General features: G+C 60.2%; 13 protein-coding genes. 5 read left to right on the forward strand and 8 right to left on the reverse strand.

The genetic code is table 11. The features are described from left to right. The 4 genes from secD to queA form a co-directional block, all read right to left on the reverse strand. Nucleotides 1-1,848, reverse strand: coding sequence for a protein translocase subunit SecD (secD, locus tag ACJ8J5_RS21575; protein WP_004940390.1), 1,848 nt, complete (start codon nt 1,846-1,848; stop codon nt 1-3). Nucleotides 1,849-1,872: 24 nt separating this feature from the next. Next, on the reverse strand, nt 1,873-2,205 hold the full coding sequence (yajC, locus tag ACJ8J5_RS21580) for a preprotein translocase subunit YajC (RefSeq protein ID WP_004940391.1): 333 nt from the start codon (nt 2,203-2,205) through the stop codon (nt 1,873-1,875). Nucleotides 2,206-2,238: 33 nt separating this feature from the next. Then, complete coding sequence (gene tgt, locus ACJ8J5_RS21585) at nt 2,239-3,363, reverse strand: tRNA guanosine(34) transglycosylase Tgt (RefSeq protein WP_016928877.1); 1,125 nt, start codon at nt 3,361-3,363, stop codon at nt 2,239-2,241. Between the two features lie 72 nt (nt 3,364-3,435). Beyond that, nucleotides 3,436-4,506, reverse strand: coding sequence for a tRNA preQ1(34) S-adenosylmethionine ribosyltransferase-isomerase QueA (gene queA, locus ACJ8J5_RS21590; RefSeq protein ID WP_004940394.1), 1,071 nt, complete (start codon nt 4,504-4,506; stop codon nt 3,436-3,438). Between the two features lie 120 nt (nt 4,507-4,626). Here queA and ACJ8J5_RS21595 point away from each other — a divergent pair, with 120 nt between their 5' ends. The 3 genes from ACJ8J5_RS21595 (at nt 4,627) to ggt (ending at nt 8,038) form a co-directional block, all read left to right on the forward strand. After that, a complete protein-coding gene (locus tag ACJ8J5_RS21595; protein WP_025301748.1) occupies nt 4,627-5,208 on the forward strand; it encodes an ACP phosphodiesterase in 582 nt (193 codons plus the stop codon). Nucleotides 5,209-5,437: 229 nt separating this feature from the next. Beyond that, nucleotides 5,438-6,040 carry a peroxiredoxin C gene (locus ACJ8J5_RS21600; protein ID WP_004940403.1) on the forward strand — a complete coding sequence of 201 codons (603 nt, stop codon included), beginning with the start codon at nt 5,438-5,440 and terminating at the stop codon, nt 6,038-6,040. 234 nt (nt 6,041-6,274) lie between these two features. Next, nucleotides 6,275-8,038: a gamma-glutamyltransferase gene (gene ggt / locus ACJ8J5_RS21605; protein WP_060432547.1), complete on the forward strand. Its 1,764-nt coding sequence runs from the start codon at nt 6,275-6,277 to the stop codon at nt 8,036-8,038. A 53-nt stretch (nt 8,039-8,091) separates the two neighbouring features. Here the strand turns inward: ggt and malZ are convergent, their stop codons facing one another. Next, nucleotides 8,092-9,915, reverse strand: coding sequence for a maltodextrin glucosidase (gene malZ, locus ACJ8J5_RS21610; protein WP_414104800.1), 1,824 nt, complete (start codon nt 9,913-9,915; stop codon nt 8,092-8,094). Nucleotides 9,916-10,162: 247 nt separating this feature from the next. Here malZ and ACJ8J5_RS21615 point away from each other — a divergent pair, with 247 nt between their 5' ends. Then, a complete protein-coding gene (locus ACJ8J5_RS21615; RefSeq protein WP_197812577.1) occupies nt 10,163-11,419 on the forward strand; it encodes a mechanosensitive ion channel family protein in 1,257 nt (418 codons plus the stop codon). A gap of 132 nt (nt 11,420-11,551) precedes the next feature. Next, nucleotides 11,552-11,815 carry a hypothetical protein gene (locus ACJ8J5_RS21620; protein WP_089180595.1) on the forward strand — a complete coding sequence of 88 codons (264 nt, stop codon included), beginning with the start codon at nt 11,552-11,554 and terminating at the stop codon, nt 11,813-11,815. A 32-nt stretch (nt 11,816-11,847) separates the two neighbouring features. On the opposite strand, the gene proY is transcribed toward ACJ8J5_RS21620, so the two are convergent. From proY to ACJ8J5_RS21635, 3 genes are all read right to left on the reverse strand, one after another. After that, the gene (gene proY / locus ACJ8J5_RS21625; RefSeq protein WP_025301743.1) at nt 11,848-13,254 is read right to left on the reverse strand and encodes a proline-specific permease ProY; all 1,407 of its coding nucleotides are present in this window, start codon (nt 13,252-13,254) and stop codon (nt 11,848-11,850) included. Nucleotides 13,255-13,327: 73 nt separating this feature from the next. Further along, nucleotides 13,328-14,644 carry a branched-chain amino acid transport system II carrier protein gene (gene brnQ / locus ACJ8J5_RS21630; protein WP_025301742.1) on the reverse strand — a complete coding sequence of 439 codons (1,317 nt, stop codon included), beginning with the start codon at nt 14,642-14,644 and terminating at the stop codon, nt 13,328-13,330. Between the two features lie 485 nt (nt 14,645-15,129). Continuing rightward, complete coding sequence (locus ACJ8J5_RS21635) at nt 15,130-16,092, reverse strand: PstS family phosphate ABC transporter substrate-binding protein (protein ID WP_025301741.1); 963 nt, start codon at nt 16,090-16,092, stop codon at nt 15,130-15,132. Nucleotides 16,093-16,105 lie beyond the last annotated feature (13 nt).

Here is a 16,105-nt window from a genome sequence, read left to right on the forward strand (position 1 = left end):
TCAGATAGACAGCTTGTTAATGCGTTTGCCGCCGTAAAGCAGGTTGACGATGGCACGGGTACCGACAATCGCGGTGAACATGGACGTCGCCACACCGATCGCGGTGGTGATCGCAAAGCCTTTGATCGAACCGGTGCCCACTGCGTACAGGATGACCGCGGTGATCAGCGTGGTGATGTTGGCGTCGACGATACTGGAGAACGCGCCTTTATAGCCCTCATGGATTGCCTGCTGAACGGACCGGCCATTCTTCAGCTCTTCCTTGATACGTTCGTTAATCAGTACGTTGGCGTCGACCGCCACCGCCAGCGTCAACACGATCCCGGCAATGCCCGGCATGGTCAGCGTCGCCCCCGGCAACAGGGACATCACGCCGACGATCAGCACCAGGTTGGCGACCAGCGCCGTGGTGGCGATCACGCCGAACTTACGGTACCAGACCACCATGAAGACGATGGACGCCACCAGGCCCCACAGACAGGCTTCCAGACCTTGGGTAATGTTCTGCTGACCCAGGGTTGGACCGATGGTGCGCTCTTCAACGATCTGAATCGGCGCGATCAGCGCACCCGCACGCAACAGCAGCGAAAGCTGACGCGCTTCGTTCGGGTTGCCGATACCGGTGATGCGGAAGCTGTTGCCAAGACGCGACTGAATGTTCGCCACGTTGATCACTTCTTCCTGTTTCACCAGCACCGCACGGCCGTTGGCGTCTTTCTTACCGCTGTCCTTATACTCCACGAACAGGGTCGCCATCGGCTTGCCGATGTTGTCCTTGGTGAAGTTGGACATCGACGTGCCGCCGGCGCTATCCAGCGAGATGTTAACCTGCGGCTGGTTGTATTCGTCGGTGCTCGAGGTGGAGTCGGTGATGTGGTCACCGGTCAGGATCACGCGCTTGTACAGCACGATCGGCTGGCCGTCGCGGGTATATTTCACCTCGGAATCGCCCGGCACGCGGCCATTGGCCGCCGCGGTGGCGTCCGCATTGGTGTTCACCAGACGGAATTCGAGGGTCGCGGTGGCGCCCAGAATTTCTTTGGCGCGCGCGGTGTCCTGAATGCCCGGCAGCTCGACCACGATGCGGTCAGCGCCCTGGCGCTGCACCAGCGGTTCGGCGACGCCGAGCTGGTTGACGCGGTTACGCAGGATAGTGATGTTCTGCTGGACGGCGTATTCACGCGCTTCGCTCAGACGGGCGTCCGTCAGGTTCGCTTTCATGGTGTTGGCGCCGTTGGCGGACAGCACCAGATCGCGCTGACGCGGGCCGATATAGCTGATGGCCTGGTCGCGAGCCGCATCGTCACGGAAGCGAACTTCCACGCCGTTGTTGTCCAGCTTGCGGATAGACGCGTAAGGAATGCCCTTCTCGCGCAGCTCGCTGCGCAGGGTATCCATGGTCTGTTCCTGCAGCTTGCTCAACGCGGTGTCCATGTCCACTTCCATCAGGAAGTGCACGCCGCCGCGCAGGTCCAGGCCGAGTTTCATCGGTTCTGCGCCCAGCATGGCCAGCCAGGTCGGCGTGGCCGGCGCCAGGTTCAGCGCCACGACGAATTTGTCACCCAGCTCGGTCACCAGCGCTTCGCGGGCGCGCAGCTGAACGTCAGGATCTTTAAAGCGAGCCAGGATAGCGCCATTTTCCAGCGCAATCGACTTGCTCGCGATGTTGTCTTTTTCTAATACGGTACGGACCTGGTCCAGCGTAGTTTCACTGGCGGCGACACCGCGCGCGCCAGTGATTTGTACGGCCGGATCCTCACCGTAGATGTTGGGAAGCGCATAAAGCAGACCGACGAGGATCACGACGATCAACATCAGATACTTCCACAAAGGATAACGGTTTAGCACGGCAATTCCCTTCGGGAAAAAAGATTACAGGGCCTTCATGGTACCTTTCGGCAGAACGGCCGCCACGAAGTCACGCTTGATCATCACTTCCGTGGTGTCGTTCAGCGCGATGGCGATGATGCCGGTGTCGGCCACTTTGGTCACACGACCGATCAGGCCGCCGGTGGTCAGCACTTCGTCGCCTTTACCGATGGAGTCCATCAGCTTCTTGTGATCTTTCGCGCGTTTCTGCTGTGGGCGCAGGATCATGAAGTAGAAGATCAGGCCGAACACCACCAGCATAATGATCAGAGAGTACGGGCTTCCCTGAGCCGGAGCCCCTGCGGATGCGACGGCGTCAGAAATGAAAAAGCTCATTGAAATTCCCTCATTAAGTTATCAATTATTAGATCAAGCGTTTAAAGGCGGAATCGGCTTGCCGATCCGACCATAGAAATCCGCAACAAACTGCTCTAATTTACCCTCTTCGATAGCCTGGCGTAAACCCGCCATCAGGCGCTGGTAGTGACGCAGGTTATGAATTGTGTTCAGTCGAGCACCCAATATTTCGTTGCAACGGTCGAGATGGTGCAAGTAGGCGCGGCTGTAATGGCGACACGTGTAGCAATCACAGTCCTTATCCAGCGGAGAAGTATCATCCTTGTGCTTGGCATTACGGATTTTTACCACACCGTCAGTCACGAACAAATGGCCGTTGCGGGCGTTGCGGGTCGGCATGACGCAGTCGAACATGTCGATGCCGCGGCGCACGCCTTCCACCAAATCTTCCGGCTTGCCGACGCCCATCAAATAGCGTGGCTTATCTTCCGGAATTTGCGGGCAAACGTGTTCAAGAATGCGATGCATATCCTCTTTCGGCTCGCCTACAGCCAAGCCGCCCACAGCGTACCCGTCAAAGCCGATATCCACCAGCCCTTTGACGGAAACATCACGTAAATCTTCGTAAACGCCGCCCTGAATGATGCCGAACAGCGCATTTTTATTTTCCAGCTCGTCGAAACGCTGGCGGCTGCGCTGCGCCCAACGCAGCGACATTTCCATCGAACGCTTGGCGTAGTCCCAGTCGGCCGGGTACGGCGTACATTCATCGAAAATCATCACGATGTCGGAACCCAGGTCATACTGGATTTCCATCGATTTTTCCGGGCTCAGGAACACCTTGTCGCCGTTGATCGGGTTGCGGAAGTACACGCCTTCCTCTTTGATCTTGCGCATCGCCCCCAGGCTGAACACCTGAAAACCGCCGGAGTCGGTGAGGATCGGGCCCGGCCACTGCATGAAATCATGCAGATCGCCGTGCAGCTTCATGATCTCCTGGCCAGGGCGCAGCCACAGGTGGAAGGTGTTGCCCAGCAGGATCTGCGCGCCGGTTTCTTTCACTTCTTCCGGCGTCATGCCCTTGACCGTGCCGTAGGTGCCGACCGGCATAAAGGCCGGGGTTTCCACCACGCCACGGTCGAAAATCAGGCGGCCGCGGCGTGCGCGGCCATCGGTAGTTTGTAGTTCGTACTTCACAAAGCCTCCAGCATCAGAGAAACAGTCTGATGTCGTTGAAACGGGGCCGCACCGTGGGCGCAGCCCGGGAAATTAACCGCCGACGGACTCGTTTTCCGCCTGCGGATTACGGCTGATGAACATCGCATCGCCGTAGCTGAAAAAGCGGTACTGCTCGGCCACCGCCTGCTGATAGGCGTTCATGGTATTTTTGTAGCCGGCGAAGGCCGACACCAGCATGATCAGGGTGGACTCCGGCAGGTGGAAATTGGTCACCAGCGCGTCGATCACCTGGTAGTGATAGCCCGGATAGATAAAGATGCTGGTGTCGCCGAAGAACGGCGCAATCAGCGCCTCTTTGCTGGCCGCAGCGGCGCTTTCCAGCGAACGCACCGAGGTGGTGCCCACCGCCACGACGCGCTTGCCGCGCGCTTTGCAGGCCAGTACCGCATCCACCACCTCCTGCGGCACTTCGGCGTATTCGGCGTGCATCACGTGATCTTCGATGGTTTCCACGCGCACCGGCTGGAAGGTGCCGGCGCCGACGTGCAGCGTCACGAACGCCATTTCCACGCCTTTGGCGCGCAGCGCCGCCAGCAGCGGTTCGTCGAAGTGCAGGCCGGCGGTCGGCGCGGCGACCGCGCCCGGTTTCTCGCTGTAGACCGTCTGATACAGCTCACGGTCGGCGTCTTCATCCGGGCGAGCGATATAAGGCGGCAGCGGCATGTGGCCGGCCGCGTTGAGAATGGTGAATACATCGCGTTCGTCGTTGAAGCGCAGCTCGAACAGCGTCTCGTGGCGCGCCACCATGGTGGCGGCGATGCTCTCGTCATCCCCCAACAGCAGCTCGGCCCCCGGCTTGGGCGCTTTCGACGCGCGCACGTGCGCCAGCACGCGATGGTCGTCCAGCACGCGCTCCACCAGCACTTCTATCTTGCCACCGCTGACCTTGCGGCCGAACATGCGCGCCGGGATCACGCGGGTATTGTTGAACACCAGCAGGTCGCCGGCTTCCAGCTTGTCCAGCAGATCGGTGAATACGCCGTGCGTCAGCGCCCCGCTCGGCCCGTCCAGCTGCAGCAGGCGGCATGCGCTGCGTTCGGCCTGGGGGTAGTGGGCAATCAGGGATTCGGGAAGTTCAAACGAAAAATCAGCGACGCGCATGGGTATTCACTTCTTCAATTTAGGGCTGGTTGGTAAAAAACAGGCGGCCTAGTCTAAAGCCGGGGGCGGTCAGCGGCAAGAAATAAGGAGGATTTGCCTGACTTCGGGTATAGTTGAGGGATGAATTTTCTCGCTCATCTTCATTTGGCCATGTTGGCGGACAGCTCGTTGCTGGGCAACCTGCTGGCCGATTTCGTGCGCGGCAACCCCGCCGCCGACTACCAGCCCGACGTGGTGGCCGGCATCATGATGCACCGTCGCGTCGACGTGCTGACCGACAGCCTGCCGCAGGTCAAAGCCTGCCGCGACTATTTCAGCGCCCCCTACCGCCGCGTGGCGCCGATCACCCTCGACGTGGTGTGGGACCATTTTTTGGCGCGCCACTGGCAGCAGTTGGAGCCCTCACGCGACCTGCACCAGTTTACCCAGGAAGCCCGCAGCCAGATCGAACCTTACCTGCCGCTCACGCCGCCACGCTTTCAGAACCTGAACGGCTATCTGTGGCCGGAACGCTGGCTGGAACGCTACGCCGAATTGCCGTTCATCGCCCGGGTATTGCAGGGCATGGCCAGCCGCCGTCCGCGCCTCGATGCCCTGGCAGGCTCGTTCGCCGACGTCGAGCGACACTATCATCAGCTTGAAACACAATTCTGGCAGTTTTATCCACAAATGATGCAGCAGGCGAAGGAAAAAACGCTCTGAGGTCAAGCTCAAGCGTTTGAAATTGCAGCGCCTTGCAAGAATTTACGCTTTGCCGCTTGCCCTTTTGTGGGAAAAGGTTATTTTTAAAGCCTGTCAAATTTAATTAATGAATTTAATAGGTAAAAGCTATCTCATCGATTGGTCTTTTGCCCTTTATTCGCCAAGTCGTGGCCCCTATACTGGCCCTTGTTTTTACATCCACCCTTTAACACCTATTACAGGAGTAATTATGGTCCTGGTAACTCGTCAAGCCCCTGACTTCACTGCAGCTGCCGTACTGGGTAGCGGCGAAATCGTTGAAAACTTCAACCTGAAGAAGCACCTGAACGGTAAACCAGCCGTGCTGTTCTTCTGGCCAATGGACTTCACCTTCGTATGCCCTTCCGAGCTGATCGCTTTCGATCACCGCTATGAAGAGTTCCAGAAGCGTGGCGTTGAAGTGGTTGGCGTTTCCTTCGACTCAGAATTCGTCCACAACGCATGGCGTAAAACCCCTGTCGACAAAGGCGGCATCGGTGAAGTGAAATACGCAATGGTTGCTGACGTTAAGCGTGAAATCCAGAAAGCTTACGGCATCGAACACCCGGAAGCTGGCGTTGCGCTGCGCGGCTCCTTCCTGATCGACAAAGACGGCATCGTGCGTGCTCAGGTTGTTAACGACCTGCCAATCGGCCGTAACATCGACGAAATGATCCGTACCGTTGACGCGCTGCAATTCCACGAAGAGCACGGTGAAGTGTGCCCGGCTCAGTGGGAAAAAGGCAAAGCAGGTATGGGCGCTTCCCCAGACGGCGTGGCAAAATACCTGTCTGAAAACGCTGCCAAGCTGTAATTTCAGCCTGATAGTGAATCAACCGGCCCACGCGGCCGGTTTTTTTATGCCCCTTTTTGGGGCAGACCGCCCGCCTTCAGTGCTTTATTTCCCTGTTTCCGCTCACATTTCCCGCCCAGTTCGCCGCGTGAATGCCCATCTGCGGCTACTATCAATAACGCTGGCTCGCGCTTTGCAAGCGAACAGCAGCAAGCAAACACAACACAATAAAAAACTGACAGGGTAGGAATAACTATGTTTTTACAGAAATGGAGCAAACCCCTGACCATGGCGGCGCTGCTGGTCAGCGGCAGCCTGTATGCGGCATCCAACCCAGCGGTGGAAGCCAAAAACGGCATGGTGGTCACCTCGCAGCATCTGGCTTCGCAGGTCGGGGTGGATATCCTGAAAATGGGCGGCAACGCCATCGACGCCGCCGTGGCGGTCGGCTATGCGCAAGCGGTGGTGAACCCCTGCTGCGGCAACATCGGCGGCGGCGGCTTTATGACCGTCCACCTGGCGGACGGTACCGATACCTTCATCAACTTCCGCGAAACTGCGCCGGCGGCGGCCAGCGCCAACATGTATCTGGATGCCGACGGCAAGGTGAAGAAAGACGCCAGCCTGTACGGCTATCTGGCGGCGGGCGTGCCGGGCACCGTGCTGGGAATGGAAACCGCGCGTGAGAAGTACGGCAAACTGAGCCGCGAACAGGTGCTTGCGCCGGCGATCAAGCTGGCGCGCGAAGGCTTTGTGCTGACCCGCGCCGATACCGATATTCTCGACACCACCGTCGCACGCTTCAAACAGGATCCCGAGTCGGCCAAAATCTTCCTGCGCCCGGACGGCAGCCCGCTGCAGCCGGGGGACAAACTGGTGCAAACCGATCTGGCCAATACGCTGGAAGCCATCGCCAAAGGGGGAACCGACGCCTTCTACAAAGGCAAGATCCCACAGGCGGTGGAGGCGGCGGCCAAACAGGGCGGCGGCATTTTGACCGCCGCCGACTTCGCCGACTACAAGGTCACCGAAACGCCGCCGATCACCTGCAGCTATCGCGGCTACAAGTTCGTGTCGGCGCCGCCTCCCAGCTCCGGTGGCGTCACGCTGTGCGAAATCCTCAACGTGGTGGAAGGCTATGACCTGAAAAGCATGGGCTTCAACTCGGCGGCGGCCATTCACACCATGACCGAAGCGATGCGCCATGCCTACATGGATCGCAACACCTACCTCGGCGACCCGGAATTCATCAAGAACCCGATCGACCGGCTGGTGAGCAAGAGCTACGCCGAGCAGATCCGCAAGAAAATCGTCGCGGACAAGGCCACGCCGTCGGAAAACGTACAGCCCGGCATGGAACCGCATGAGAAGCCGGAAACCACCCATTATTCGATCGTCGACCACGACGGCAACGCGGTCTCCACCACCTATACCGTCAACGGCCGCTTCGGCGCCGTGGTGATCGCACCGGGCACCGGCTTCTTCCTCAACGACGAGATGGACGACTTCACGGTGAAAGTGGGCGAGAAAAACCTGTACGGGCTGGTGCAAGGCACCGCCAACAGCATTGCCCCCGGTAAGCGCCCACTATCGTCGATGAGCCCGACGCTGGTGACCAAGGACAACAAGATCTTTATGGTGCTGGGCTCGCCGGGCGGCTCACGCATCATCACCATTACCCTGCAGACCGCGTTGAACGTGATCGACCACGGTATGGCGCCGCAGGAAGCGGTGGACGCACCGCGCATCCATCACCAATGGTTGCCGGATGAGGTGTACTACGAACAGCGCGGCGTTTCCGCCGATACGCTGAAGCTGCTGAGCGGCATGGGCTATAAGATGGTCGAGCAAACGCCATGGGGCGCCGCCGAACTGATTCTGGTCGGTTTGCCGGGCGCGGCGGGCGTCAGCCCGGCCAACTCCGGCAACGATTCGGCGGTTTCCGGCAAAGTGCGCGAAGGTTACCTGTACGGCGCCAACGACGTGCGTCGCCCGGCAGGCTCCGCGGTCGGTTACTGATGTAAACGCCTACTCACCTTGATCGCGGGGGCCTTACGGCCCCCCCAGTTCCCTTAGCCTTCATACCGCCACACGGTGGCCGACTCTTCCGCCAGCTGCAGGCGCAGCCCGCCGGCCTTTTCGCTCAACTCTCCCCGCCCTTCCACACGCCGCCACGGGCCGCGGGCCAACAGCGGGTTGTGCGGCAGCTGCGCCTGGCCGCTGCCGTCGCGCTGCAGCGCCACCAACACCTGCTCCTGCTGATACAGACGCACGAACACCAGCGTTTCTCCGCTGGCATACAGCACCTGACAGCCGCCGCGGCGCAATGCCACGCTCTGTTTACGCAGCGCCGCCATACGCTGGAACAGCGCCAGCAGCGGCCGCTCCCAGTCACCGACGTCCCACGGGAACGGCTTGCGGCAGAACGGATCGTTGCCGCCGTCCAGGCCAATCTCATCGCCGTAATAGAGACAAGGCACGCCGATCCAGCTCAGCAACCACACCGCCGCCATCTGCATGCGCGCCGCGTTCCCCTGCAACAGCGTGAGGAAACGCGCGGTATCGTGGCTGTCCAGCTGATTGAACTGGATCAGCTGGCGGCCGTGCGGCAGCCCCGCGCGGTAGCCGTCCATCCACTGCGCGCACCCGGCGGCGTCCAGCCGCACCGGGTGATAGGCCACGTCCAGCCCCGCCAAGAACGCCCGCACTGGCAGCGCAAAGCCCATGTAGTTCATCGCCGCATCCTCCACGCCGGCGTGCAGCCAGCGGCGCGCGTCGCCGAAGTGCTCGCCCAAGACGTAGGCCTGCGGATTCTCCTGCTTCACCGCCTGATAGATGCCAGCCAGGTGGTGCAGGTTGCCGGTGGCACCGCCGTTCTCCCCTAGCATGTGCACCACGTCCAGCCGCCAACCATCGATGCTGTACGGCGGGCGCAGCCAGTGGCGCACCACGCTGCCTTCCCCGCGATAGATCGCTTCCGCCACCTGCGGCTCGGCGTAGTTGAGCTTCGGCAGGCTGGCGTTGCCCTTCCAGTCGAGCGCGCGGCCGTCCGGGTAAAAGTTGAACCAGCCGCGATACGGCGAATCGGGATGGTGACAGGCGCCGTTTTCGCCCTGACGATGGCGGTCGAACCACGGATGCGAGTCACCGGTGTGGTTGAAGACCCCGTCCAGCACCAGTTTCATGCCCACCTTGTGAGTGCTCACTCGCAAACGCTGCAGCGCCGCGTTGCCGCCGAAGTGCGGATCGACCTGGTAATAGTCCTCGGTATCGTACTTATGTACGCTCGGCGCGGTAAAAATCGGGTTCAGATACAGCGCCGTCACGCCCAGCTGCTGCAAATACGGCAGTTTGGCGCAGATGCCGTCCAGATCGCCGCCGTAAAAGGTCGAGGCGGCGTGACGATCCTCCAGCGGATGCTGCCAGTCGCGCCGAATCACCTCGGCACCGGCCGCGTGATGGCGGTAGCTGCCGCTTTGGATGCCGTGTTCGCCGCCGCTGCTGGCGAAGCGATCGGGGAAAATCTGGTAGAACAGCTGATCCGCCACCCACTCGGGGCCATGGTCGGGCTCGTCGACGGCGAACTGCGCCAGCTGGCCCGGCGGCGTTGGCGACCAGCCCTGCGGGCCGAACCACTGCTGGCGATCGGCCCACAACAGCTTGAAGCAGTAACGCCGCGTCGGCTCGCCCTCATTCAGCGTCAGGCTGGCCTGGTAGCGCCGCATTCCCTCGTGGCGCTGCGCTTTCATCACCAGCAGCCACTCTTCGTTGTCCGGTTCGGCGCGCAAAAACACCCGTTCCGGCAGTTCATCCCCCTGTAACCACAGCGTGATATCCAAACGTTGCCCTTGCTTCACCACAAAAGGCGGGACCGGTTGATGCCAGGCGTTAAGCATACTGTTTCTCCTGCTGTACCAAACGAAATCGACGGCGTTCTTCAAGAAGCGAACAATGCCACGTTAAGTGCAACTCCCCCTCCTCTCTGGCCGCAAAACCCGGGGATGAGCCGGGGGGCGGAGACCGAAAAATAACGCTAACCCGATGTAAAAAAAGGTAAACAGGCACAAATCCTGCACGTTACCCCTTAGGCTAACGCGTTTTAAGTTTACAGGATATTTTTTGCGCATTTTTTAAGGAGCGGTAATGCAACAACAGATAACGCGCTGGCTGGAACAATTTGGTTTGGAATTCGGCGGAGTGATGTCGCTGTTGATGGTATTGGGGTTGATTGTCCTGATCTCGGTCGCGATCCACCTGGTGCTGCACCGGGTGGTGCTGGCCGCCCTTCAGCGCCGTGGCCAGCAATCGCAGCGCGTCTGGCAACAGGCCATCACCCAATACAAACTGTTCCAGCGCGTGGCGCTGCTGCTGCAAGGGGTGATCATCAGCATCCAGGCGACGCTGTGGCTGCAGAGCGGCAGCCAGACCCAGGCGGTGATCGTCACCGCCGCGCAGGTGTGGATACTCGCCTTCACCCTGCTGTCGCTGTTCTCGCTGCTGGATACGCTGCTGGCGCTGCTGCGCCAAAGCCCGATCTCCAATCAGCTGCCGCTGCGCGGCATTTTCCAGGGCCTGAAACTGGTGGCGGCGATCCTGATCGGCATCATGATCGTCTCGCTGCTGATGGGCAAATCGCCGCTGCTGCTGCTCAGCGGCCTGGGCGCCATGACCGCGGTCTTGATGTTGGTGTTCAAGGATCCGATCCTCGGGCTGGTGGCCGGCATTCAGCTCTCCGCCAACGATATGCTGAAGATCGGCGACTGGCTGGAAATGCCGAAATATGGCGCCGACGGCGCGGTCACCGACATCGGCCTGACCACGGTCAAAGTGCGTAACTGGGACAACACCGTCACCACCATTCCCACCTACGCGCTGATCTCCGACTCGTTCAAAAACTGGCGGTCGATGTCGGAATCCGGCGGGCGTCGCATCAAGCGCAGCCTGAATATCGACACCGGCAGCGTGCACTTCCTGTCGCAAGAGGAACAGCGCCGCCTGCAGCGCAACCCGCTGCTGCACAGCTACCTGAACGTCAAGACTCAGGAGCTGAGCCAGCATAACCAGGAGATCGCCGTCGATCTGGCCTCGCCGCTCAACGGCCGCCGCCTGACCAACCTCGGCACGCTGCGCGCCTATCTGGAAGCCTATCTGCGCGCTCACCCGCGCATTCACCAGAACATGACGCTGATGGTGCGCCAGCTGGCGCCGACGCCGGAAGGCCTGCCGCTGGAAATCTACGCCTTCACCAACACCACGGTCTGGGCGGAGTATGAAAGCATTCAGGCGGATATTTTCGACCATATTCTGGCGGTGATCGACGAGTTCGGCCTGCGCGTACATCAAACGCCAACCGGTAATGACCTGCGCGGCATGCTGCTACAAAACGCGAACGCTTCCTGACGTCGGCTGACGTAACTGTGTCTGCTGGTAATTATTCTCTTTCAATTGCCAGCAGATATCTCCATCCCCTTCTTTTCCCCGGCGAAAACGGCGTTAATGCGCCATCACCTTCACTACCGAGAGGGAAAGCCCTTGCTGAAACGGTTACGTCACCGGCTGTTTACCCTGCTGGCCACCCTGCTGTTTATCGGCTGCCTGCACAGCGCGTCGCTGGATGAAAGCCGCATGCCCCGCAATCTGCAACCTTCGCTAAGTGCGCTCAGCAGCAACCTGCAGGACATTCGCGAAGTGCTGGCGCGCTGCGCCGGCGAGGAAGAAGAGGAACGGCTGAACGACGGCGGCGTACGCATCGAAGCGCGCGCCGCCGGAGAGGATGAAGTGGAAGACCAACGCTAAAAAAACACCGGCCTTAGCCGGTGTTTTTCCATTTAGTCTTGCTGCGTCGCCAACGGCGCGCGTTTTTTCTGATGGTTGACCTTGAACCAGTATCCCGCCAGCAGCAATACCACCCAGACCAGGCCGGCGTACAGCGAGACGCGCGTGGTTGGGAAGTAGCCGATCAAACCGATGATGAACACCAGGAACACGATCGCCACCACCGAGGTAAACACCCCACCGCGCAGTGGGAACGCCAGCTGTTTCACCTGCTCTTTGCTCAGGCTGCGGCGGAAGGCAATTTGCGAGAACAGGATCATGATCCACACCCACACGGTGGCGAAGGTCGCCAGGGAGGCGATCACCAGGAACACGCTCTCCGGCATGATGTAGTTGAGGTATACCGCCAGCAGCAGCGCCAGCATCATTACCACCACCGTCACCCAGGGAATGCCGCGTTTCGACACCTTGCTGAACATCTTCGGCGCATGGCCCTGCTCGGCCATGCCGTGCAGCATGCGGCCGACGCCGAACACGTCGCTGTTGATCGCCGACAGCGACGCGGTAATCACCACGAAGTTGAGGATGCCTGCCGCCACGGTGATGCCCATATGCTGGAAAGTCAGCACGAACGGGCTGCCGTTGGTACCCACCTGGTTCCACGGGTAGATAGACATGATGACGAACAGCGTACCGACGTAGAACACCAGAATGCGCCACGGCACCGAGTTGATGGCCTTCGGAATCGATTTTTTCGGATCTTTGGCTTCGCCGGCGGTAATACCGATGATTTCAATGCCGCCGTAAGCGAACATCACCAGCTGCAGCGACAGGATCATGCCGATAAAGCCGTTGCTGAAGAAGCCGCCGTTCGACCACAGGTTATGAATACCGGTCGGTTGCCCGCCGTTGCCGATACCCCAGATGATGATGCCGATACCGGCCGCGATCATGATGATGATGGTGGCGACCTTGAAGAACGAGAACCAGAATTCCAGTTCGCCGAATACCTTGACGCTCATCAGGTTGATGGCGCCAATGATCAGCACCACGCTCAGCACCCAGATCCAGTGCGGCACTTCCGGGAACCAGACCCCCATATAGATGCCGAAGGCGGTCACGTCGGCGATGGCGACAATCAGGATTTCAAAGCAGTAAGTCCAGCCGGTGATGTAACCCGCCATCGGGCCGAGGTAGTCCTGCGCGTAGCGGGAAAATGAGCTGGCCTGCGGGTTGTTGACCGACATCTCCCCCAATGCGCGCATGATGATGAAGGCCACGATGCCGCCGATCAGGTAAGCCAGCAGCACGCTCGGGCCGGCCATTTTGATGGCGTCCGCCGAGCCGTAGAACAACCCGGTGCCGATGGCTGACCCCAACGCCATAAAGCGGATATGACGCGTGCTGAGGCCGCGTTTCAGCTTATTGTCGGGGACAGTGGTGGGTGACTGTTGTTGCATGAAAATGACCCATAGTTTTAAACGTAAAAAAGCCACGGACATGTCCGTGGCCCTAGATTAAGCCGGGGGATTATCAGTGCGCGGTCACTTGGGAACGCGTGCACACCCGATCATAAATCGCGACCAGCGCCAGCATCAGCAGCGAAGGCGGCAACCATGCCAACCCCTGCTCCGCCAGCGGCAGGTGAGTGGTCCAGGCCGGCAGCAGCTGCTGGAAGCTGGACGCTTTCACCGCGTCAAGGATACCAAACAACAGGCTGACAAGCATCACCGGCGCGATGATGCGCGGCGCGCTGTGCCACCAACGCAGGGTGAAGCTCAGCACCACCAGCACGATGCACGGCGGGTAAATCGCGGTCAGCACCGGAATGGAGATCTGGATCAGGTGGCTCAGGCCGAGGTTGGACACCACCATCGAGAACAGGCCCAGGATAAACACCAGCGTCTTGTACGAGAACGGCAGATATTGCGCGAAGAACTCGGCGCAGGCGCAGGTCAGGCCTACCGCGGTCACCATGCAGGCGATGAAGATCAGCGCCGCCAGGAAGAAGCTGCCCAAACCGCCGAAGGTGTTCTGAACGTAAGCGTGCAGGATCACCGCGCCGTTGGTGGCGTCAGGCACCAGCGCGCCGCTGCCGGAGCCCAGCTTGAACAGGCTCAGGTAAACCAGCGTCAGGCCCACGCCGGCGATCAAACCGGCCAGAATGGTGTAACGAGTCAACAGACCGGCGTCTTTCACGCCGCGTGAACGCGCCGCGTTGACGATAACGATGCCGAATACCAGCGCCCCCAGCGTATCCATGGTCAGATAGCCGTTAACGAAGCCGGAGGAGAAAGGCACGCTCTGGTAAGCCGCCGTCGCCGGGATCGGCGCGCCGGCAGGCCACAGCAGTGCGGCGATGCCCAGTACGGCCAGCGCCACGATCTTCAGCGGCGCCAGCACGTGGCCGACGGTATCGAGCAGACGGCCCGGATACAGGGAGATGCCGATCACTAGCGCGAAGTACACCAGGCTATAGATAAACAGCGGCATGGTGCCGTCACCGGTCAGCGGGGCAATGCCCACTTCGAAGGATACGGTGGCGGTGCGCGGCGTGGCGAACAGCGGGCCGACGGCCAGGTAGCAGACGGTCGCCAGCAGCAGGCCGGCGCCGCGGCCGATCGGCGAACTGAGGGCGTCGATGCCGCCGCCGACGCGCGCCAACGCGATGACGGTGATGACCGGCAGACCCACGGCGGTGATCAGGAAGCCCAGCGCTGCGGTCCAGACGTGTTCACCGGACTGCAAGCCGACCATCGGCGGGAAGATGATGTTCCCGGCCCCAACGAATAAGGCAAAGGTCATGAAACCCAGTGCCAGGATATCTTTTGACGTTAAACGATGACTCATACGATGTCGTGTTGCCTGTTCAAATGAAAAAAATGGTCCGATAGCGTGGTGGCGTAACGCCCCACCCGGTTGCCGGCATGCCCTAACGTTGCAGCGCCAAATAAGCACCCTAAACGCAGTCGATCCGGCGTTTATGTCCCTATTCGAAAGTGGCCGCTCATGAAGATGGGCAAAATTTTAGGAGTTATAAAAATGGAGGTTTAATCCGACAACGAGGGCTAAGGTAAACGTTTATAGCGCTTCAAGGCAAGACGCATGGCGAAAAGCAGAGCTATCGACCATATAAACTTTAGCCACCAGTCGATCATATTGGCTATCAATAAATATACACTACATGATTTGTATCATTTTTGAACAGCAGATTCACGAAACGTGAAGCATATATCACTTTACCGCGCGAAAACGCCAATATAAGCCCGATTTTCGCGTGGCACGAGCTTCGTTTGGCCGTGAAAAAAGGCGAAAATTACGTCGCATTTTGTCGGTTATTTCATCATGGCCGGCGCGAGCGGTGGCAACCCAAGCGCCTGACGGGTCTTCTGCAGGGCGCCCGGCGGCAGCGGCAGATAGCCGTCGTGATTGACCAGGCTCTGCCCGGCAGTCGACAGCACGCGGTCGAGGAACGCGGCGGTCAGCGGCTCCAGCGGTTGATTAGGGGCTTTGTTGATGTAGATATACAGATAGCGCGACAGCGGGTAGCGATCGTTGCGCACGTTGGCGGCGGTAGGGGCAACATAGTCCTCTCCCGACTCCGCCAACGGCAGCAGCCGCACGCCGCTGGCGCGAAAACCGATGCTGGCGTAGCCGATGCCGTTGAGCGAACCGGCCACCGCCTGCACCACCGAGGCTGAACCGGGCAGCTCATTGACGCGCGGCATAAAATCGCCGCCGCACAGCGCACGCAGTTTGAAATAGCCGTAGGTGCCGGACGCCGAGTTGCGGCCGAAACGCTGCAGCGAACGCGTCGCCCAGTCGCCACTCAGCCCCAGCTCGCCCCAGCGCGTCAGCGGTTTGCTTTCGCCGCAGCGCCGGGTGGCGGAGAAAATGCGATCGAGCTGCTGCAGATTGAGGCCGCGCAGCGGGTTGTCCTGATGCACCAACACCACCAGCGCATCCACCGCTACCGGCACCGCCAGCGGCGCATAGCCGTAACGGTGTTCGAACGCCGAAACCTCGGCGGCCTTCATCGGCCGGCTCATCGGGCCCAGCTGCGCGGCGCCCGCCGCCAACGCGGTCGGCGCGGTCGACGATCCGGCGGCCTGGATCTGCAGGTTAACGTTGGGATAATGCTGGCTGAAATCCTGCGCCCATAGCGCCATCAGATTCGCCAGGGTGTCGGAACCGACGCTGGACAGGTTGCCCGCCAGCATGCCGTCGGGCTGCGCCAGCGCGCCGCGCCCGGCCAGCAGCGCCAGGCAAAGCAACAGCCCTCGGGTTATTCGGGTCATACCGGTGTCTCGC

Source organism: Serratia sp. CY43202, from assembly GCF_052168755.1.
Lineage (GTDB): Bacteria > Pseudomonadota > Gammaproteobacteria > Enterobacterales > Enterobacteriaceae > Serratia > Serratia bockelmannii.